This window comes from Paenibacillus fonticola DSM 21315 (assembly GCF_000381905.1).
GTDB classification, from domain to species: Bacteria; Bacillota; Bacilli; order Paenibacillales; family Paenibacillaceae; genus Fontibacillus; species Fontibacillus fonticola.
Window position 1 is genome coordinate 150,239 of sequence record NZ_KB907246.1, and the last position, 19,231, is coordinate 169,469.

The following is a 19,231-nucleotide window of genomic DNA, read 5'->3' on the forward strand; positions in this document are numbered from 1 at the left end:
ATAATTGGATTTTCAAGCGGATGCAATAGATCGTGTTATTAAAAACACCATAGGTGTAATGGAAAACAGTAAACTGCAAATGCTGGAAATATTAGAATCGGCACGAAATGAGCTCAAGACGCTGAACAATGAGCTTCAGCTGGTTATGAAGGAAACGGCGGAGACCGTGGAAAAAGTAGACCAGCTCGAGGTGAATTACAGGCGTTCCCGCATCCGGCTGACGGAAGTCAGCCGGGATTTCGTGCGGTATAAAGAAGAGGATATTAAGCAGGCATATGAGTTGGCGACGCAGCTGCAACTCGACCTGCTTATTTATCGTGAGAAGGAAATGTATCTGAAGGCCAGACGGGACGAATTGCAGAAGCGAGCCCGCAATGTGGACCAATCCGTCGAACGTGCCGAGACGATCGGCACGCAGATGGGAGTTGTGTTAGAATACTTGTCAGGGGAGCTTGGACAAGTTTCTCGCATACTGGAGACCGCTAAAAACCGCCAAATTATCGGCTTGAAAATTATTCTCGCCCAGGAAGAGGAACGCAAGAGAATCTCCCGGGAAATCCATGATGGCCCCGCCCAATTGCTGGCAAATCTAGTGCTTAGGACGGAAATTGTAGAAAGAATGCTAGCCAAGCAGGAATTTAAGATGGTGCAGGACGAAATAATAGACTTAAAGGGACAAGTCCGCGCCAGCTTGGAAGAAATGCGAAAAGTGATCTTCAATTTAAGGCCGATGGCTCTGGACGACCTGGGGCTCATTCCGACTTTGCGCAAATATGTGCATGACTATGAAGAGAAGACAAAAATTCGGACGACCTTCGAGACGAGAGGCAAGGAATTCCGTTTGACCTCTCCCATGGAGGCGGCGGTATTCAGGTTGATCCAGGAAGCACTCACTAATGCTGCAAAACATGCTTTTCCCACTTATGTCGGTGTTGAAATCACGTACCAGGCTCAGATGGTCAAAATTATGGTCCAGGATAATGGCCTGGGATTCAAGGTCGATCAACTGGAGCTAAAGACGAAAGAGCATACCCACTTTGGGTTAATCGGCATGAGGGAAAGAGTAGAATTGCTGGAAGGAAGAATGGAAATCGAATCGACGGCGAATTTGGGTACCAAAATCGTCATCCATATCCCGACTAACGCAGAGAAGAGGAAGGAGTAACAGGATGGATAATCTCATTTCTAACACTAGACAAACAATCAAAGTTCTCTTGGCTGATGATCACCAACTTTTTCGCGAGGGTCTTAAACGGATTTTAAACATGGAGGAAGACATCGAAGTAGTCGGTGAGTGTGGCGACGGGTCTCAGGTTCTGGAATGCTGTCAGCAGTTTTTCCCTGAAATTGTTCTTATGGACATTAACATGCCACAGCTAAACGGGGTGGACGCCACAGCGGAGCTTCGCGAGGCGCTTCCAGAGGTGAAAGTTATTATTCTGTCGATCCACGATGATGAGAGCTATGTATTTGAGACGCTCCGCAAAGGAGCCACCGGTTATTTGCTCAAAGATATGGAGGCGGAATCGCTCGTCAATGCAATTCGTACCGTAGCCGAAGGCAACGCGTTCATTCATCCTAAAGTGACGGGGAAATTGATCCAGCAGCTGCGCCGGATGGAGTATTTGAGTGAGACCGGGGCTATTGCAGAAGACAATACCATTCGTGAGGCTGGCGTGAAGTTCGTGGCTGGAGATGATAACCCGCTGACTAGACGGGAAGCAGAAGTGCTTCGTCTCATGGCAGAAGGACGCAGCAATAAAATGATCGGTGAGCACTTATTTATAAGTGAAAAGACGGTCAAAAACCATGTCAGCAGCATTTTGCAAAAAATGGATGTGGACGATCGTACCCAAGCGGTCATCAATGCGATCAAATTTGGCTGGGTAACATTATAAAATGAGGTATAAGTCATAGCTATTTATGGTTAAAAGTAACGATGAGGGCACTTTAAATGCGCTATGAATTCCAAAATTTTCTTTAAATTGAAATGTGAGGTCGCAACCCCTGTTTCTTGACAGGGAAACGGATGCAGCACTTTAGCCTGTACATACAGCTTTGCAGCATGGGTCTACTGCGACAAACCAAAGTATACGTCTATTACGCGAATGAAATGGAGCCCAGTAACCGTCCTCCTTTGATCGGCATATATTGTCGTATAAGGAGGGGAGTCGCATGGTTCCTTACATGGCTTGGATTTTGTTCACTTATGGAATTGCCGTGGTGTTTGTGCATTTGTCCCACAGCAGGTATTTACGGTACAAACCGGATCCTCGCAAGCGGGTTCACTATATTTTGGTCGCTCATAATCATGAGAATCAAATGGAGTGGTATTTGCGGGCGTTGATCTGGTATAGCTGCTTAAGGGCGCAGACACTCAGAATTACCGTACTGGACGAAGATTCGAAGGATGATACGCTGGCGATTGTGGAGCGGATGAAGCATGCTAATGAAATGAATTTGACCGTGATCCCGATCACAAAGCTTCAGGATGCAAATGAAGTTCTGCTGCATGGAGCTCCTGATGAAGGAGAACTGTTAACGTATATTGATCTTCGTATACCGCAGGAAGCGGCAAAGATACCTTATGTTCAGGTATAGTTTCAGGCACTTACACTTATATATAAAGTTGGACCGTAAGATGTGAAGCACACTCTTGGGCTGAATGGCCAGGGAGTGTGCTTTTTTGTGTTTTTGGACAACGTGTTTGAATTCATAAGGGGTTGTTTTTGGGAATAGCAGAAAAGGAGGGGAAACGAATGCAGGTTTGTTCGTATGTCGTAAGGCGGGCGGAAGGATGGCAATTTAGAGTGAGCCTGGACTTCGTGGTTGATTTCATGTGGTGGACGGAAGAAGCGGAACAGCAGGATGACCGGGCGGAAGTTATTTTGCTTCTGACAGATGAACTGCCGCTGGGGCTGGCAATCGGATTGCGGGATCAATTTGCTCATGTACCGGAAATGGACGGATGGTCTGCAAAGGAATGGGGGAACTATCTGAAGCGGCAGCTGGAGGAGCAGCTGACCAGGCAGCAACTGCAGCATGCAGGCGGGAATCGGGATGGTTACGGTCGCCGCAGGAACGATATCCAGCTCCGCTCAAGTGCGCTGTCAGTCCGTCTGGTTTGGTGTAAGGCTGGGATAGGGGGAGAGGAAGGGACAAGCGCAGGTGTAGGTTCTAGTGCAAGGGCAAGTTCAAGAGAAGGTCAAGGCTTAACTGCAGGTTTAGGTGCGGGCTTAGGCCTAGGTTCAAGCGCAAGTGTAGGTGAGAATGCAAGGTTAAAAGCAATTACAAATACAAGTTTAAATGCAGGTTCAGGAAGCTTGGGCGGGCGGGATAAGGAAACGATCCGCCTTGCGGCGTCACGCTTAGGGGACGCCCTGGCCGGTCGCGCGCTGCTTGCTGCAGAGCTGCAACAGCTGCTGGCGGAACGCCTGCCGGAGGTCGCTCCGGCCTGGCGCTCCGCCGCCCAGTACGCGCACCTGCAGGGGCGCGTACAGCTCACTGCGGGCGTGGCCCCAGCCACCGCCCGCGCAAACCGTGCCCCGCTGCGCGGCCGGGCACGGCACCCCCGCTGCCGCCGCTGCGGCAGCGAGGCCCTTCGCCGCACACCCTGCGGGTCGTGCGGCCAGAGCAGCTGCGCCTATTGCGAGGCCTGCCTCGCTCTGGGGCGCAGCCGCTCTTGCACGCTGCTGCTTCGCGGCAGCGTGGGTGCGGGTGCCGTGCCGCGGCCTTTGGCCGGGGGCACGGCAGGGGCGCCCCCCACCGGGTCCTTGCTGGACCGGTGGGGGCTTAGCCCCGCGCAGCGCGCAGCTGCGGGGGAGGCGCTGCGCTTCCTGGCGCAGCCGCAGGAAGCGATGGCCCGCGGCGGCGGGCGGGCCGCGGGGCTGTGGCAGCGCGTGCTTGCGCGCTGCGGTGCGGGCGCTGCCGCCGCCGCTGCCACCGCTGCAAATGCTACCAATGCTACCAATGCTACCAATGCTACTGCCGCTACCCACACCTTGCCGGGAATTCCACGTTTTTTGCTGTGGGCCGTGACGGGGGCGGGAAAGACGGAGATGATCTTTCCTCTCATCCAGTATGTTCTTCACCGCGGAGGGAAAGTGCTGGTTGCCACGCCGCGAAGGGACGTAGTGCTGGAGCTTGCACCGCGGATTGCCACAGCTTTTCCCGACGAACCTGCGGCTGTTCTCTACGGCGGCAGTCCCCAGCGCTGGGAGAACGCTCGGCTGTACTTGGCGACGACTCATCAATTGATGCGGTTTTATCAGGTTTTTGACCTCGTCATTATAGACGAGCTCGATGCTTTTCCATACCACAACGACCCGATGCTGGCTTATGCTGCCGAGGCATCCTGCAAACGAGACGGGTGCTTTGTATACTTGTCCGCTACGCCTCCGCTGAATTTGCAGCGCGAGATCAGCCGAGGCAAACTGCCGCATGCCAAGGTTCCCTCCCGATTTCACGGTCATCCGCTGCCCGTCCCGCGCAGGGTTGCCATGTACCCAGTCAAAGAGGCGGTGCAGCGCCAAAGGCTGCCAGGCTCTTTGTTACACTCCTTAAGCGAATCGATCCAGCGCGGGGCACAGATTTTTATATTTGTATCGCGAATCCGGCATATCGATCCCATTGTTGGCCTGCTGCAGCGAAAGTATCCTGCTATACCTGTGGGGGGTACCTCTTCCCAGGACGGGGAGCGCACGGACAAAGTGCTTCAATTCCGTTCCGGTGAAATCCGCATTCTGGTAACAACGACCATATTGGAACGAGGCGTCACGGTACCGAAAAGCGATGTATACATACTCGATGCCGACAGCTCGCTTTTTGATGAGGCCTCTCTAGTGCAAATGGCTGGACGAGCCGGGCGCTCCAAGGATGATCCGGCAGGCGTGGTTATATTCGCTTCGCCCGAATGGACCCGATCACAGCGGGGGGCCGTGAAGCAGATCAAGTCCATGAATGCGATCGCGTACAAAAATGGCTTTTTAAAACGGCAATTATTTAGAGGTTTATAGACAGAGTTTTTTAAGGTGCGATTAGTGATTCAGCTTAAAGTACGCATTGTTTTTGTACTAACGATTAATGCTCGATTTAAAGCTCATTAAAAATTGGGCTCAGTACGAATGAAACTTGTGAAAGGAGATGAAATGGGAATGGGAGCTGAGATGAGTAGGGACGGAAACGAAAACAAAAACAGCTATTGGCAAATGGAGGGACAATTGGATCGGATATGGAGCAATTTATTAACGCCGATTCATCGGCTGCTTGCTCCGGCAGGAAGCGCTTGTTTAGTGTGCGGAAAGACGATTAAGGAGCGGGTTCCCGGGTACCCTGAACTATGTTTGTTATGTTTTTCAGCGATTCCTTGGATTACACGACCTCGCTGTAGGGTATGCGGCCGTCTTGTCGGGTGTCCTGATTGCAGCCGGAGCGGGGGAGTTGAGCGCTGTTTTATAATGAATCGCAGCAGCGTGGCCTACAGTGCGTCGATGCGTAATTGGCTAGCACAGTACAAGTATCGGGGACATGAAGCCTATGGCGCGATTCTTGCCCGTATGATTGGACGGGCCATAGGGAGGATGATGCAAGAACTACACGAACTGCACGAACTGAACGAACTGAACGAACATAAAGCCGTCCATCCTTTCTTTGATGCAGTTACATATGTGCCGTTAAGCGAGGAAAGATGGAGAGAGCGGGGCTTTAACCAGGCGGAAGTGCTGGCCAAGGGGGCTGTATTGGCTGGAAAACGATTAGGTGGGCGCCTGCCGGTGGTGGGCCTGCTGAGGCGATCCCGGCATACGGACAAGCAAAGCTTCAAAAGCCGGCACGAACGGCTGCACAATATGCAGGGGGTGTTTCAGGCGCTGCCAGAGGCAGTTGAGCAGTTAGCACAGGCCATCTCGCCAGCACAGACTTATTTTCGGCGTCACTCTCCTTCTCATCGGCGGAATACAATACGTCTGCTGCTTGTGGATGATGTGTATACGACAGGGAGTACATTGAATGCCTGTGCTGCTGTGCTGCAGCACATTTGCAGGCAGCTTGGGATGCCGGGCGAAATTTACAGTTTGACCTGGGCCAGGTCTTGAAAATAGCAAATTTAAGTATTTTTATACGATAATATGGACGTCCCCCCCTAAAATAAGGTAATCTATTATAAATAGCTTTACGAATGGAGTAGTAGGGGGAATGGTTATGAATTTAGGAAATTGCCCGCGCTGCGGCAAACTGTTCGCCAATAATTTCAGGGACATCTGTCCAGCCTGTATTAAAGATATTGAGCACGAGTACGAAAAATGTCTCGAATACTTACGTCAAGAGAAGCTGGCTACAATCCAGGAGGTTCATGATGCGACAGGTGTCTCCGTCAAACAGATTACAAAGTTTATTAAAGAAGGACGAATCACTGTAGCTAATAACCCGAATATGATGTATCCTTGCGAGGTATGCGGAGTACTTATTCGCGAGAACAACATGTGTGATTCGTGCCGCACTCGCTTGACGCGTGATCTTTCCGCTGCGGCGAAGGAGGATTTCGGAATGGAGCAAGGCGGATCAGCCGACCGGAAAGGCAGCGGAGCTTATAGCGCTGTCGACAAATTCCGCAATCAGTAACGCCAAAGAAAGCCGAATAATGCTGTAATATTATAAATAAACCTATAGTTCGCTATTAACTATGTTTCAACCTACGCCGATAAACTTAGTAAAGATTATCGGCTTTTTTAATTTAGAAAGAAAGGTGGAGCCCATGAAGATCAACGAAACTGGACGGGTCGGAGCTATAAATAATTATCAGCGTCACATTGAATCACAGCGTCAGGAATCAGATCGCAAAGCACGTCGCAAGGACGAGGTGTCCATCTCAACGGAGGCGATGGAGCTGTTGCAGGCGCAGGAAAGCGCACAAGATCCCGGACGTTTGAAACGGATTGAGGAGCTCAAAGCCCAGGTGTCCGCGGGAACGTATCACGTCGATGCCGGCAAGCTGGCGGAGAAGCTCGTCCCGTATTTTAAGTCTTTAACCGAGAAGTAGGGGGCGGCTATGTCAATACAGCTATTAATTAACTCTCTTGACCAATTGGATGAAGCACATCAGGATATGCTGAAGTGGGGACAGCTTAAGAAGGACGCTGTCATGAAGAATGAAGTAGATATTTTGATTAAAGTAATGAATCAGGAATCCAGGGTAATGAAAAAAATTGCCCAACTAGAGGAAGAGCGTCTCTCGGCGTGTTATGCCTTTTTGCAGGAAAAAGGTATTAAGTCGATGCTGAATCTCACCGTAACCGAATTGGTCAGGCTCGTATTTGATCCAGAGGAGAAGACTTTGCTGCTGGAAGCGCAGGCACGTTTATCAAGCACCTTGGAGCAATTGAAGGAGCTTAATGTATTGAACCAGAAGCTAATCGAACAATCGCTGTCGTTCATCGACTATTCCCTTGAATTGTTGGGCGGAGGAAACGAGCAGGAGGCAACTTATCATCACCCGACGGATAAATCAGGCGGGGTGCAGAGATCAGGCTTATTTGATACCCGAGCTTAAAAATATAGGAGGTTAACATGGCATCTACATTTCACTCCATCGAAACAGCTAAGCGCAGTTTGTTCACCCAAACAGCCGCTTTAAATACGACAGGACATAATATATCGAACGCGAATACGCCTGGCTTCTCCCGGCAGGTCGTGAATATGCAAGCTTCATCTCCGATTGAAGCGCTGGGGCTGAATCGTACTACCGCGCCGGGACAATTAGGGACAGGGGTAGAGTTTTCTTCCATCACTCGCATCAGGAACACTTTCCTTGACAGAGAGTATCGCGGAGAAGCGGAAGCTTACGGAACCTGGAAAGCCCAGGCAGAGACTTTGTCTAAATTGGAAGGAATTATGAACGAGCCTTCGGATACGGGACTTAGAGTCGTCATGGATAACTTCTGGAAAGCATGGTCAGATTTAAGTAAAGATCCCGAGAGCATCACCGCCCGGAAGATTGTGATCGAGAGAGCGCAAGCGATGACGGATGCTCTGAATTACATGAGCCAGCAGTTGGACAATTTAAGTCAGGATTTATTAGACAACGTTCTTATCAAAGAAACCGAAATTATTGGCTACTTGTCCTCAATTAATGACTTGAACGAGTCCATTATTAAACTGGAAAATTTAGGGGATAACGCAAATGATTTGCGGGATCAGCGGGATTTGCTTACCGATAAGCTGTCCCAGATTGTTAATATCACAGTGACTGAGAACGAACAGGGATACAATATTACGATGGGCAATACACCCTTGCTTCAAGGGAGGGCTGTTCAGGTTCAACCATCAACGGGAGGGGACCCGGCTACATCCTTCCTCGTCCAGTCATTCGCTGCCGGAAGCTTGAGCGGCGGAGAAGTTCATGGCATGCTTGTCTCGCGCAATCAGTATGTCACTGACTATAAGGCCAAGCTGGATAACCTGACGAATACGATGTTGAATGGTACGATTGCTAATCTTCCTATTCCTGCGGGCTCGATGCTGCCGGAAGGGACGATTGTAAAGATAGATACGACCGTCACTGTAAACGGGACGGATCAAGTCGTTGCTGCAGGTTCACCGTTGCCTGCTAATGCCGTCTTAAGAACAGCGACAGAGATCGATGTAGCTGGCTTTAACGGTCTCCACCAACTGGGTTTCACATTAAATGGAACGACAGACCGTGGGCTGCCTTTTTTTGAAGGAACAAATGCGGGGAACATCAGGCTGAATACACTCATAGCTAACGATCCTAAATTAATTGCGACTTCTTTGAGAACAGAGGCGTCAGGAACAGGACAAGTCGTGGTGAAAGGTAACAATACTTTGGCGTTGGTCTTCTCTTCACTGAATGAGTTTAAGTTTACGGCCCAGGATGGAAGCCAATCCACCTTGAATTCTCAATATAGCGCAATGGTAGGTCAATTAGGGATTCAGGCGCAGGAAGCAAACCGCCAGGCTGAAAATTCCTCGATCCTCATCACGCAGGTGGACACGCAAAGACAATCCGTAAGCGGGGTCTCGCTAGACGAGGAAATGTCCAATATGATTAAATTCCAGCATGCTTACAGCGCAGCGGCGAGATTTATGACGACGTTTGATCAGTTGCTCGACAAGCTAATTAACTCTACAGGCATTGTGGGTAGATAAGGGGGATAAAGCGTAATGATCCGAGTGACTACGAATATGCTGAATTCACAATTGTTGTTGAATTTGAACCGCAATGGTGTGCGGATGAATGATTTACAGAACCAGATGTCTACGGGACGCAAAATTAATAAACCTTCCGATGATCCGGTTGGCATTACTTATTCCATGCGTTACCGCGGGGAGCTGTCCTCTAACGAGCAGTATCAGGCCAATGTAGATAGCGCTTTGTCCTGGCTTGATTTTAACGATACGGCGCTGGGGCAGGTGGGCAGCATCATTCAACGAGTGAAGGAATTAACGGTCCAGGCATCCAACTCAACCAATCCGCAATCTGCCTTAACAAGCATCCAGACGGAAATTGAGCAGCTTAAAGAGCAATTGATCGATATTGGCAACAGTAAGCTAAACGGAAAATATATATTTAACGGTCAAACTTATGACCAGAAACCCTATGATTTCGTGAAGGATGCGAACAATCTGTCCGATACAAGTGATGTCGGAGATTTGCTGACGGATGCAGGGAACATTACTTTTATCGTCGGCGAGAGCGTCCAGTTATCTATAAACGTGACTGGCAACTCTATATTCGGGAGCCCGGAGGAGAAGGATGACGATCATCTATTTACGATGATGGATCGTCTGATCTCGGCGCTTAGTACAAGTGATTTTGAGGCTATTGCTGGGGAGTTGGATAAATTAGATACACGGCTGGATAAAGTCATGACGGCACGGGCTGAAATTGGGGCCAAGACCAATCGTGTCGAACTCATGGGCGGTAGGCTCGAGGATCTCGGAATTAACCTGACAGACCTGCAGTCAAAAACCGAGGATGCGGATTACGAAAAGCTGATCATTCAGTCCAAAATCCAGGAGAGCATCTATAATGCCTCATTATCAGCTGGAGCCAAAATTATTTCGAACTCCCTCGTTGATTTTCTTAGATAGGCGGTGATTGGCTGTGAGTTCTCAACTTCAAATTATTCAGCAGCCATCCCGTCTGGGAGTGGAATCTGGCCGAGCGAAGCTGCTTATTAAGCAGCCGCGGGCCGACTTTCAAATCGAAACGTCCCGGGCCAAGATGGAAATTAGCCAGCCGAGACCAGAGATGGAAATTGACCAGCATCAGGCCTGGAGAGCTTACAACGGTGGAACTGCACTGGAGATGAATAACCAGATTTATTCTGAACTCCCTGCTTTGTTTCTGGAAGGCCTCGCTAAGCGGGTAGAGCAGGGGAACCGGATGGCTCAATTTCATTTACCCGGCAATTCTATCGCGGAAATTTATGGCGGCGATTGGCAGCGTGACCCCTTTGTGGAATATCGGGCTCCGGCTTCCTATGACAATGTGGACATCTATGTTAGGCAGCGTAAGCCAGAGATAAATGTCCAGCCGATTAGGCCGAAAATTACCGCTAAGGCCAACTATCCAGAGATTGAGTACAGCCCAGGGTTTTTAAATGTCTATGTGAAGCAGTATGCTTCAATTCAATTCATTCCGCCAAATGTGGATATAACAATGTAATAGTCTGACAACAAGCTATAGTGGTGTGTGTAATCCTCTATAGCTTGATTTTGTTATTTACGATAATTTACAGCTATATTATTTTTTTAAGGAGCGAGCAGAATGAAATCTGAGACAGCTCAGTTTGGAAAAGAAGAGACGAAGGACGAGCAGATATATTACTTTTCTAAAGGTATACCGGGTTTTGAGGAGCACACCGAATTTATAATGATGGACTTGCCGGATGCTCCTTTCGCTTATTTGCAGTCGGTAAAAGAGAGTCAAATCTCTTTGTTGATTACCGATCCTTTTATTTTTTTCCCGAATTATGAATTTGACTTGTCGGAACGTGTCGTGGAAGAACTGAACCTAGGCTCATCGTTTCTGATTCGGTGTATCGTTACATTAAAGCAGGATGTATCCCAGTCCACGATTAATTTACTGGCTCCCATCGTGTTCAACCTGGAGAATCATACGGCAAGGCAAGTGATTCTTCACTCATCTGAGTACCAATCACGTCATCTTCTATGGTCTGGGGAGAGCGAATCTTCTCCAGATAATAAGGCGGGTGAATAAAATGCTAGTACTGTCACGTAAGAAGGGAGAGTCAGTAATAATTCAGGATGAGATTGAGATTACCGTGCTTGGTGTGGAAGGAGATACGGTAAGGATAGGAATCTCAGCGCCGAAAAATGTCGATATTTTTCGCAAAGAAATCTATTTGTCGATCCAGGAGGCGAACCGGGAATCAGCCGCTCAATCGGAGGCAGGGATTCACAATTTGCTGCAGCATTTTAAAAATCCAAAATAATTTTTTGTAAATATGCTAAAAGGTCTAAAATAGTGAATAGGGTCTGACGATAAATATATTAGACGCTATTTCGGAGGGGCGGCCGACCTTAACGAAAGCAAGCGAAACCACAAGGATGTGGGAACAAACCATTTCAAGGAGGAAATACTAAAATGAGAATTAACCACAATATTGCTGCATTGAACACGCACCGTCAATTGGGTGCCAACACAGGCGCATCTTCCAAAAACCTGGAGAAATTGTCTTCCGGTCTTCGTATCAACCGTGCTGGCGATGACGCTGCAGGCTTGGCGATTTCCGAGAAAATGCGCGGCCAAATCCGCGGTCTGGACATGGCTGCGAAGAACGCTCAAGACGGTATCTCCCTGATTCAAACTGCGGAAGGTGCTTTGACTGAAACTCACAGCATCCTGCAACGTATGCGTGAACTGGCAGTTCAATCTGCAACTGACACGAATACAGATAGCGACCGTGCTAACCTGCAAAGAGAAGTTGACCAACTGTCCCAAGAATTGACTCGTATCGGTAAAGATACTGAGTTCAATACGAAGAAATTGTTGGACGGCTCTTTTAGTGGAACGTTCCATATCGGTGCTAACGAAGGACAAAATATTTCGTTGAACATCGGAGACCTACGTGGTCTAAACTTGGGTGTAGCTGGAGCAATTAAAAATGAGCAAACAGTGAATGTAACAGCAGCTGCAGGAGATGGAAGTAAAATTGCTGATGGCACGTACTCCGTTGTAAAGGGTGCTACTGCTAATGATTATGATTTGAAGGATGCAGATGGAAACGTAGTAGCATCTTCGACTGATGGAGGAGAAACTTTTGCTGCTCCAGATGGAACGACTGCAGGTACTGATACAGGTGCAACATTTACATTTACTGAAAAAGTAACTTCTGGAACAGTGAAAATTGCTGACGGTAAAGCTTCTGGTACTGCAGAGTTTAAAAATGAGCAGTTGCAGGCAGGAGATTACATTGTAACTGAGACGCAAATAACAGATAAAAACGGTAATGTTTATGCTACTGTGGATGGGACTGGCAAAGGGTATGAAAATGCTGCTGGTGACACAGTTCTTGAATTAAATACTGCAGTTGCTACTGGTAAGTCGATTAATATTTCTGTTGGCGGTACAGATATTTCTTCTTCTTCTGCAGCTAGCAAAGCAATCACTACTATAAATAACGCTTTGGAAACTGTATCCACAGAGCGTTCCAAACTCGGTGCTTACCAAAACCGTCTGGAGCATACAGTTAACAACTTGGGTGCTTCTTCCGAGAACCTGTCTGCTGCTGAGTCCCGTATCCGTGATGTGGACATGGCAAAAGAAATGGTTGAGTTCACGAAGAATAACATTCTTACTCAAGCTGCTCAAGCTATGTTGGCGCAAGCTAACCAACAGCCGCAAGGCGTTCTGCAATTGCTTCGTTAAGATTTACAGAAGTGAAAGAGATCTTAGAATTTCTAAGGTCTCTTTTTTTCTATCAACAGGATTACAGGTGATGACATGGAAGCGTACGTAGAAGTCATGAGAAGGACAGTTGAGTTATCGGAGACATGCATTGAAGGACTTCAGTATGTCAGTATTCGGCTGGATGAAGGTATGATGGAAGAAACTTTGTATTTGCTTGAAGATATTGTGTATGGTTTTTGTCAAATTGTTAATTCTACTCAGCTTTTAGATTCATGTATTATAGATGATCATTTTTCGGTAATTACAAATAGTATAGAGAAGTCGTTGGATGATATTGTATCGGCTTACGAATCTAATAATTTGTATTTAGCTTCTAATGAGATAAATCATAGATTGTTGCCATTCTTTCAATCCTGGAATAATGAATTGGCCTATGTTTTCAAAAATTATATATTGTCATGAGGAATCTCCTTCATTAACTCGACAACAATGCCGATAATTCTAAAAAAGAGCTTTTAAACTAAAGGAGACAACTAGGATGACAAAAACGAGAGCTATGTTGGTTCCTGCCTATATGCAGCAATTTTCTTGCATTGGCTCCTCCTGTGAGGATACGTGTTGTGTTGGCTGGCAGGTATCGATCGATCGGGACACCTATAAAAAATACAATAAAATTCGATCAAAAATCAAGCCGGCATTGGATAAGCATATTAAACGAAATCGCTCCAGCAAAGATAACGAGGATTATGCAAAAATAGATATGAATTCAAGCCTTTCATGTCCGCTGTTGAATGAAGAAAAACTTTGCAGCGTACAGTTAACACTAGGTGAGTCATACCTATCTAACACTTGCGCTACATATCCGAGAGTATCTAATGTTGTAAACGGGATTCTCGAGAAAGCGGCCACGATGTCTTGTCCTGAGGCTGCTCGCCTGGCCCTGTTTAATCCCGATGGCATAGAGTTTAATGAGACGGAGGAGGCTATAGATATCCGAAATGCCATTAAAAAGAAAATAGATACTGCACGAATAGGAGAGCAAGCTCAACTGCGTCAATATTTCTGGGAATTGCGGATTTTCTCTATTCAAGTATTGCAGAATCGTAATCACAGCTTGCAGGAAAGACTTATTTTGCTCGGCATGTTCTATCAGAAGGTAGAACAATATGTGCAGGCTGAACAAATTGAGGAAATACCCCGGTTGATAGCTTCCTATTCCGGTATTGTTAATGGAAGCAGCTTGACTGATTTTTTAGCTGACATTCCGGTTTTGTCAACCATCCAGATGGAACTGCTTAAGAATTTAGTTGATACACGGATAATCGGGGGGGTCCGAAGTCAGCGCTATATGGATTGTTTTAGAGAGTTTATGTATGGCATCCAGTACACGAAAGACGATTCGGCTCAAGAGATTTCGAAGCGTTATCAAGCTGCTTACGAGACATATTATCTGCCTTTCATGAATCAGCATGAATACGTTCTGGAAAACTATCTTGTTAATTACGTGTATATCCATCTCTTTCCTTTAGGTAATGGAAATGAGGTGTTTGAAGAATATATTATGCTGGTTATCCACTATGCAATGATCAAAATGCATTTGATCGGAATGGTCGGATATCATAAAGAGAGCTTTAGTTTAGACCACGTCATCAAGCTGATCCAATCCTTTGCCAAGACGGTTGAACATAATTCAGGGTTTTTAAAAACAGTGAGAGAACTGCTGCGTAAAAATGAGTATAATTCGATGGCATATATGGCGATTTTAATTAAAAACAACTAAATTCTGATTGTAAACTTTAGATAAGCTTCTCATTTCGAATGAGTGGCTTATTTATTTTGGAGAACCCTCTTTACTTTTTGGCAATAGTATTAAGCTCTGATGTTTTTTAACCGATATATATACTAATCTAATATTGAACCGGAGGGTTGATTAATGAAACCAGAGGTAGCACTATCCGGGAGAACACCGTTGGTAAATGGCACTCATAACTACTCCCCCACTAGGAAGGAAGCCATAGAATCTGTTCAACGTATTACAAATGAGGGTCATGTCATTCGCCTTGAACGCCAGGGTGAGTATATCTCGCTTGGTGAAGAACAACTCATTAAGGCAATTGATCGGGCAGTAAAGGCGCTTGAAGGGCCAAACACTTCATTTGAAGTGAGTGTTCATCAGCAGACAAATTCCATTATGGTCAAGGTTTTAAATAAGGAAACGGGGGAATTAATTCGTGAAATTCCGCCGGAGAAGACACTGGATCTGGTTGCGAAGATGATGGAAATTGCCGGAATACTCATTGATGAACGTATTTAGAATGCATTTAAGGAGGTTATCGGATTGAGAGTAACAGGTTTAGCTTCAGGTATGGATATCGATAGTATTGTTAAACAAATGATGGCAGCCAAGAGAGTTCCATTGGATAAGCTGTCCCAACAGAAACAGACGCTTGAATGGAAGCGGGATTTCTACCGGCAGATTAACAGTCAAATGGTAGACTTTCGTAATAATAAATTATGGAATTACATGAAGGGCGCACAGTTGAATCCGTATAAGTCGGAGGTAACTGGAGATAAAGACGCTATTAGTGTTAAAGCGACTACAGGGGCTAATCAGGTCAATATGACCGTGGAAGTGGAACAACTGGCTACGCAGCGGTCGAAGACAAGTGTGGATAGTTTGGGACCTGGTGTCACGAAACATTCTACATTAGGCAGGTTGGATGCAGGAGCTCCCAATGAGCTTGTTCTTACTGTTTCACGCCCTGGAAGTGACCCGGTGGAGCTGAAGTTCTCCAAAGGCGAGAGCATCGATTCTGTTATTCGTAAAATTAATGGTGACTCGAAAGCTAATGTGACGGCTTCATTAGATGAAGCTACCGGTAAGATTACTCTAAAATCTAAAGAATATGGGAACACAGATGTTGAGTTCTCCGGAAATTTAACTGATGTATTTAAGTTAACTGGTGCTTACGAAGGCGGGGACAAGGCAGAGGTTAACATTAATGGCCAACCACTGGAGTATAATAGCAACACGTTTACAGTCAACGGGGTAGAGATTACTTTGCTGGCCGAGACGGAGGCTGGTAAACCGGCAAACATCGTCTCTAAGGTGGATTCTACAAAAATTATGGAGACTATTAAATCTTTTATCAGTGATTATAATTCGCTGCTAGAAACGATTAATGGTAAACTTAATGAAGAGCGTTACCGTAATTTCCCACCGCTCACAGATGAACAGAAAGCTGATATGAAGGAAGACGATATTAAAAGGTGGACGGAAAGGGCGCAAAGCGGTTTGCTGCGCGGTGACGAAATTTTAAGCAAAGCGGTTTGGAATATGCGTGAAGCCGTCATTAGCGCAGGTGTGAAAGGAACTTCGATTAATTTGAGTTCGATTGGCATTACCACTGGGCAGTATTATGAGAATGGCAAATTAGTTCTCGATGAGATGGGCGAAGAAAAGCTTAAGAGAGCGATTGAAGAAAATCCGGACGAGGTATTAGAGTTATTTATCGGAGCGGATGGGAACGGCGGTTTTTTCAATAACCTTTACGAAAATTTAATGGGACCTTTGGAGGCCATTTCCGAGCGGGCAGGTACCTCTAAATATTCTACCAGCCTGACGGACGCCTATAATACCGAAAGTATAATGGGTAAAGAACTGAAAAGTATGAACGATCGTATCGCTACTCTGCAAAGAAGATTGACGACGATGGAACAAAAGTACTATAGTCAATTTACAGCCATGGAAAAGGCGCTTGATAAGTTAAATTCACAGTCGGCGAGCTTGGCTAATTTTCTAACGCAATAAGAACGCTTATTAGGAGTGAGTGCAGCATTATGATTACATCTCCCTATGACAAATACAGACAATCATCAGTTCAGACTTCTACGCCTTCCCAACTACTGCTTATGCTGTATGACGGGGCGATCCGCTTTGTACGGGGCGGAATAGAGGGGATCAAGGAAGGGGATTACGATAAAGTTAATACTCTGTTAAATAAAGCCCAGTCCATTGTCACTGAACTGACTGTAACCTTGGATTACAGCTATGAAGTCTCAAAAGGTTTGGCGTCCTTATACGAATATATCAACCATCTGTTAATCGATGCGAATATTAAGAAAACTGCACCTCCTGCTGAAGAAGCGCTCGGCTATCTGCTAGATCTGCGGGACACATGGGCTCAGGCGGCAAAGCTAGCTGGAGGCGGAGTTCCAGAGAGCAGCAATGGATAAGTTAATTGGGCAATTGGAGGAACTGAATGAGACGGTAGTTTGCCGGTTAGAGGAAACCGAATACGAGGAATTGATCGAATTCGTAGACCGCCGCCAGTCCGTTTTGGATGAGATGACAGTGCTTATGCTGAGAAGTACTCTCACTTCGGCTCAGAAACAACGAATCCAGAAGCTCCTTCAAGATGATGAGCTGATCCGTGGCCGAATGGAGCTATTAAAACAGGAAGCTTCGGATTGGCTGCGGCAGAGAGATCAGGCTAAAGTCCAACGGAGCGCCTACGAGTCCGCGTATTCTCAAGACAGTATTCTAATGGATCGCAGAAAATAATAACAAATCATTCCATGTTCGCGTATAATTCAGTGGACATGGATTTTTGTTGTTATTCGTCATATCTTAAGAGATAAAATAAATAATATGTATTTATTTGTAGAGAGCTGTTTGTAGAGATGTGGGGATTTTGTCACAGTGGAAAATGTATTAATCATAATATGTAATGATGGAGAGGATAGGAGCTTTTTGATGCGTATTGCTTCAGCTGAAATTTTCTCTGGGTTAATTAGTGTAATATTATCTATTGCTATATAAAATGAACTAAAGAACGCGAGGGAATAAAGCGATTCTGAAGAAACGGAGTGGCCGCCCTTGTTTCCGTAATTTCACTCCATTTGATTTTGTTAAATCAAGAATTCCGGAAACAACAGTGGTCGTAGGAACATTTTACGTACTTACCTATAACATCCATTTCAATGGTTTTCTTATATAGATGTATAAGTTTGACCCTAGAATCGAAAAAAATATTTCTAAACTCTGCAAACGATAATTCATAAATAAGGTAATTACCTGTTTCACCCCTCCCCTTCAAGGTTAATAAAGTACAGGCACAATTCTGCCTATGCTAGCTAATTGGGTCATTCCGCTTTTTGTGACAAGATTTTACAATAAATTAACAGTAAAACCTTTTCTTTTCCAATTGACACTGATTAAGCTGGAGTGGTATAGTCAGAAATGTGAGCTTGCTTCACACTCTTATTTGATAATGAAGGGAATGTTAGTGCATGCAAGGTAAAGTGAAATGGTTTAACGCAGAGAAGGGTTATGGATTCATTGAAACTGAAGACGGCGCAGACGTGTTTGTACACTTCTCAGCTATTCAAACAGATGGTTTCAAGACGCTGGAAGAAGGACAATCTGTAGAGTTCGAGATCGTTGAAGGCGCTCGCGGACCGCAAGCGGCTAACGTAATCAAATTATAATCATCCGGCAGAGCCGACCTACATATAACGGTACGATGGTTAACAATTGAAGATTCGCTAGCATAGGCCCTGGGGGAACCCGGGGTCTTTATTTTTTATTTTTCTAACAAGGCTATGGATGCCATTACTGGAAAACGGCCAATTGGCAGCTAGGGTGCTCCTCTTTTTGTCTTTAACAGCTGTATGGAATTTGAATTAAACATTGCGTTAACACTTTTTACATTGCCTTAATACCTGTGGTATAATTAGGGTGCAAAGCAAAGGAGGAGTGCCCTATGAATTTTAGTATTCGTGGACAGCAAATTGAAGTGACTGAGGCATTGCGAGATTATGTGGACAAGAAGCTCAGTCGACTTGACAAGTACTTTGAAGCACCCCCTGCCTCAGAAGGCTACGTCACTTTAAGTGTCGTACGCGGCTTGCATACGGTGGAGGTTACAATTCCTCTAACCGGCGTAATGCTTCGCGCTGAGGATCGCAGTGATGACATGTACGCATCGATAGATGCCGTCGTGGACAAGCTCGAACGCCAAATACGCAAGCATAAAACAAAGATCAACCGTAAATTCCGCCAGGAGGGCAGTCTGAAGAGCCTGTTCGTGGAGAACGGCAGTGCAGCAGGGGCTGTGGCCGTAGATGAAACGGACAGCGATGACTTGGAAGTCGTTCGTACGAAGCGCTTTACGATGAAGCCCATGGATGTGGAAGAAGCAATCTTGCAAATGAATATGGTTGGCCATAGTTTCTTTGTATTCTCTAATATCGATACTAAGGAATTAAACGTTGTTTACAAACGCAATGATGGGAAGTATGGTTTGATCGAACAGGATTAGTACAACGTATCCAATC

22 protein-coding genes are annotated in these 19,231 nt (G+C 46.1%); all 22 read left to right on the top strand.

What is annotated here, in order from left to right; translation table 11 throughout:
• The first annotated feature begins 4 nt into the window (after window positions 1-4).
• The 22 genes from G358_RS0102395 (at window position 5) to hpf (ending at window position 19,215) form a co-directional block, all read left to right on the top strand.
• Window positions 5-1,165 (top strand): sensor histidine kinase, encoded by a 1,161-nt coding sequence (locus G358_RS0102395; RefSeq protein ID WP_019635608.1) that lies wholly within the window; start codon window positions 5-7, stop codon window positions 1,163-1,165.
• 4 nt (window positions 1,166-1,169) lie between these two features.
• Window positions 1,170-1,898: a response regulator gene (locus G358_RS0102400; protein ID WP_019635609.1), complete on the top strand. Its 729-nt coding sequence runs from the start codon at window positions 1,170-1,172 to the stop codon at window positions 1,896-1,898.
• Window positions 1,899-2,175: 277 nt separating this feature from the next.
• On the top strand, window positions 2,176-2,601 hold the full coding sequence (locus G358_RS0102405) for a glycosyltransferase family 2 protein (protein ID WP_019635610.1): 426 nt from the start codon (window positions 2,176-2,178) through the stop codon (window positions 2,599-2,601).
• Window positions 2,602-2,759: 158 nt separating this feature from the next.
• A complete protein-coding gene (locus G358_RS0102410) occupies window positions 2,760-5,015 on the top strand; it encodes an ATP-dependent helicase ComFA (protein ID WP_019635611.1) in 2,256 nt (751 codons plus the stop codon).
• A 138-nt stretch (window positions 5,016-5,153) separates the two neighbouring features.
• Window positions 5,154-6,092: a ComF family protein gene (locus G358_RS0102415; protein WP_019635612.1), complete on the top strand. Its 939-nt coding sequence runs from the start codon at window positions 5,154-5,156 to the stop codon at window positions 6,090-6,092.
• Window positions 6,093-6,198: 106 nt separating this feature from the next.
• On the top strand, window positions 6,199-6,618 hold the full coding sequence (locus G358_RS0102420; RefSeq protein ID WP_019635613.1) for a TIGR03826 family flagellar region protein: 420 nt from the start codon (window positions 6,199-6,201) through the stop codon (window positions 6,616-6,618).
• Window positions 6,619-6,751: 133 nt separating this feature from the next.
• Window positions 6,752-7,036 (top strand): flagellar biosynthesis anti-sigma factor FlgM, encoded by a 285-nt coding sequence (flgM, locus tag G358_RS0102425; protein ID WP_019635614.1) that lies wholly within the window; start codon window positions 6,752-6,754, stop codon window positions 7,034-7,036.
• Window positions 7,037-7,045: 9 nt separating this feature from the next.
• Window positions 7,046-7,546, top strand: coding sequence for a flagellar protein FlgN (locus G358_RS0102430; protein ID WP_019635615.1), 501 nt, complete (start codon window positions 7,046-7,048; stop codon window positions 7,544-7,546).
• A gap of 17 nt (window positions 7,547-7,563) precedes the next feature.
• Window positions 7,564-9,162 carry a flagellar hook-associated protein FlgK gene (gene flgK, locus G358_RS0102435; protein WP_019635616.1) on the top strand — a complete coding sequence of 533 codons (1,599 nt, stop codon included), beginning with the start codon at window positions 7,564-7,566 and terminating at the stop codon, window positions 9,160-9,162.
• A 15-nt stretch (window positions 9,163-9,177) separates the two neighbouring features.
• Complete coding sequence (gene flgL, locus G358_RS0102440) at window positions 9,178-10,107, top strand: flagellar hook-associated protein FlgL (protein WP_019635617.1); 930 nt, start codon at window positions 9,178-9,180, stop codon at window positions 10,105-10,107.
• A gap of 13 nt (window positions 10,108-10,120) precedes the next feature.
• A complete protein-coding gene (locus G358_RS0102445) occupies window positions 10,121-10,684 on the top strand; it encodes a DUF6470 family protein (protein WP_019635618.1) in 564 nt (187 codons plus the stop codon).
• A 102-nt stretch (window positions 10,685-10,786) separates the two neighbouring features.
• Entirely contained in the window at window positions 10,787-11,239 is a 453-nt protein-coding gene (gene fliW, locus G358_RS0102450) for a flagellar assembly protein FliW (protein ID WP_019635619.1), read from the top strand.
• Window position 11,240: 1 nt separating this feature from the next.
• A complete protein-coding gene (csrA, locus tag G358_RS0102455) occupies window positions 11,241-11,474 on the top strand; it encodes a carbon storage regulator CsrA (RefSeq protein WP_019635620.1) in 234 nt (77 codons plus the stop codon).
• 152 nt (window positions 11,475-11,626) lie between these two features.
• Window positions 11,627-12,910 carry a flagellin N-terminal helical domain-containing protein gene (locus G358_RS0102460; RefSeq protein ID WP_019635621.1) on the top strand — a complete coding sequence of 428 codons (1,284 nt, stop codon included), beginning with the start codon at window positions 11,627-11,629 and terminating at the stop codon, window positions 12,908-12,910.
• A gap of 75 nt (window positions 12,911-12,985) precedes the next feature.
• Window positions 12,986-13,354: a DUF8042 domain-containing protein gene (locus G358_RS0102465; protein ID WP_019635622.1), complete on the top strand. Its 369-nt coding sequence runs from the start codon at window positions 12,986-12,988 to the stop codon at window positions 13,352-13,354.
• Window positions 13,355-13,430: 76 nt separating this feature from the next.
• A complete protein-coding gene (gene fliB, locus G358_RS0102470) occupies window positions 13,431-14,672 on the top strand; it encodes a flagellin lysine-N-methylase (protein WP_019635623.1) in 1,242 nt (413 codons plus the stop codon).
• A 153-nt stretch (window positions 14,673-14,825) separates the two neighbouring features.
• Complete coding sequence (locus G358_RS0102475; RefSeq protein WP_019635624.1) at window positions 14,826-15,206, top strand: flagellar protein FlaG; 381 nt, start codon at window positions 14,826-14,828, stop codon at window positions 15,204-15,206.
• 24 nt (window positions 15,207-15,230) lie between these two features.
• Window positions 15,231-16,703, top strand: a complete 1,473-nt coding sequence (fliD, locus tag G358_RS0102480; RefSeq protein ID WP_019635625.1) for a flagellar filament capping protein FliD — start codon at window positions 15,231-15,233, stop codon at window positions 16,701-16,703.
• A gap of 29 nt (window positions 16,704-16,732) precedes the next feature.
• Window positions 16,733-17,128, top strand: a complete 396-nt coding sequence (gene fliS / locus G358_RS0102485) for a flagellar export chaperone FliS (RefSeq protein ID WP_019635626.1) — start codon at window positions 16,733-16,735, stop codon at window positions 17,126-17,128.
• Window positions 17,121-17,456 (top strand): flagellar protein FliT, encoded by a 336-nt coding sequence (gene fliT, locus G358_RS0102490; protein WP_019635627.1) that lies wholly within the window; start codon window positions 17,121-17,123, stop codon window positions 17,454-17,456. The genes fliS and fliT overlap by 8 nt, the downstream gene beginning before the upstream one ends.
• Window positions 17,457-18,184: 728 nt before the next feature.
• Window positions 18,185-18,382, top strand: a complete 198-nt coding sequence (locus G358_RS0102495; protein WP_019635628.1) for a cold shock domain-containing protein — start codon at window positions 18,185-18,187, stop codon at window positions 18,380-18,382.
• 275 nt (window positions 18,383-18,657) lie between these two features.
• Window positions 18,658-19,215, top strand: a complete 558-nt coding sequence (gene hpf, locus G358_RS0102500) for a ribosome hibernation-promoting factor, HPF/YfiA family (RefSeq protein ID WP_019635629.1) — start codon at window positions 18,658-18,660, stop codon at window positions 19,213-19,215.
• The last annotated feature ends 16 nt before the right edge of the window (window positions 19,216-19,231 follow it).

Coding starts and splice junctions, on each gene's coding strand:
- G358_RS0102400 (WP_019635609.1), top strand. CDS start 1,170: ATGGATAATCTCATTTCTAACACTAGACAAACAATCAAAGTTCTCTTG.
- G358_RS0102405 (WP_019635610.1), top strand. CDS start 2,176: ATGGTTCCTTACATGGCTTGGATTTTGTTCACTTATGGAATTGCCGTG.
- G358_RS0102410 (WP_019635611.1), top strand. CDS start 2,760: ATGCAGGTTTGTTCGTATGTCGTAAGGCGGGCGGAAGGATGGCAATTT.
- G358_RS0102415 (WP_019635612.1), top strand. CDS start 5,154: ATGGGAGCTGAGATGAGTAGGGACGGAAACGAAAACAAAAACAGCTAT.
- G358_RS0102420 (WP_019635613.1), top strand. CDS start 6,199: ATGAATTTAGGAAATTGCCCGCGCTGCGGCAAACTGTTCGCCAATAAT.
- flgM (WP_019635614.1), top strand. CDS start 6,752: ATGAAGATCAACGAAACTGGACGGGTCGGAGCTATAAATAATTATCAG.
- G358_RS0102430 (WP_019635615.1), top strand. CDS start 7,046: ATGTCAATACAGCTATTAATTAACTCTCTTGACCAATTGGATGAAGCA.
- flgK (WP_019635616.1), top strand. CDS start 7,564: ATGGCATCTACATTTCACTCCATCGAAACAGCTAAGCGCAGTTTGTTC.
- flgL (WP_019635617.1), top strand. CDS start 9,178: ATGATCCGAGTGACTACGAATATGCTGAATTCACAATTGTTGTTGAAT.
- fliW (WP_019635619.1), top strand. CDS start 10,787: ATGAAATCTGAGACAGCTCAGTTTGGAAAAGAAGAGACGAAGGACGAG.
- csrA (WP_019635620.1), top strand. CDS start 11,241: ATGCTAGTACTGTCACGTAAGAAGGGAGAGTCAGTAATAATTCAGGAT.
- G358_RS0102460 (WP_019635621.1), top strand. CDS start 11,627: ATGAGAATTAACCACAATATTGCTGCATTGAACACGCACCGTCAATTG.
- G358_RS0102465 (WP_019635622.1), top strand. CDS start 12,986: ATGGAAGCGTACGTAGAAGTCATGAGAAGGACAGTTGAGTTATCGGAG.
- fliB (WP_019635623.1), top strand. CDS start 13,431: ATGACAAAAACGAGAGCTATGTTGGTTCCTGCCTATATGCAGCAATTT.
- G358_RS0102475 (WP_019635624.1), top strand. CDS start 14,826: ATGAAACCAGAGGTAGCACTATCCGGGAGAACACCGTTGGTAAATGGC.
- fliS (WP_019635626.1), top strand. CDS start 16,733: ATGATTACATCTCCCTATGACAAATACAGACAATCATCAGTTCAGACT.
- fliT (WP_019635627.1), top strand. CDS start 17,121: ATGGATAAGTTAATTGGGCAATTGGAGGAACTGAATGAGACGGTAGTT.
- G358_RS0102495 (WP_019635628.1), top strand. CDS start 18,185: ATGCAAGGTAAAGTGAAATGGTTTAACGCAGAGAAGGGTTATGGATTC.
- hpf (WP_019635629.1), top strand. CDS start 18,658: ATGAATTTTAGTATTCGTGGACAGCAAATTGAAGTGACTGAGGCATTG.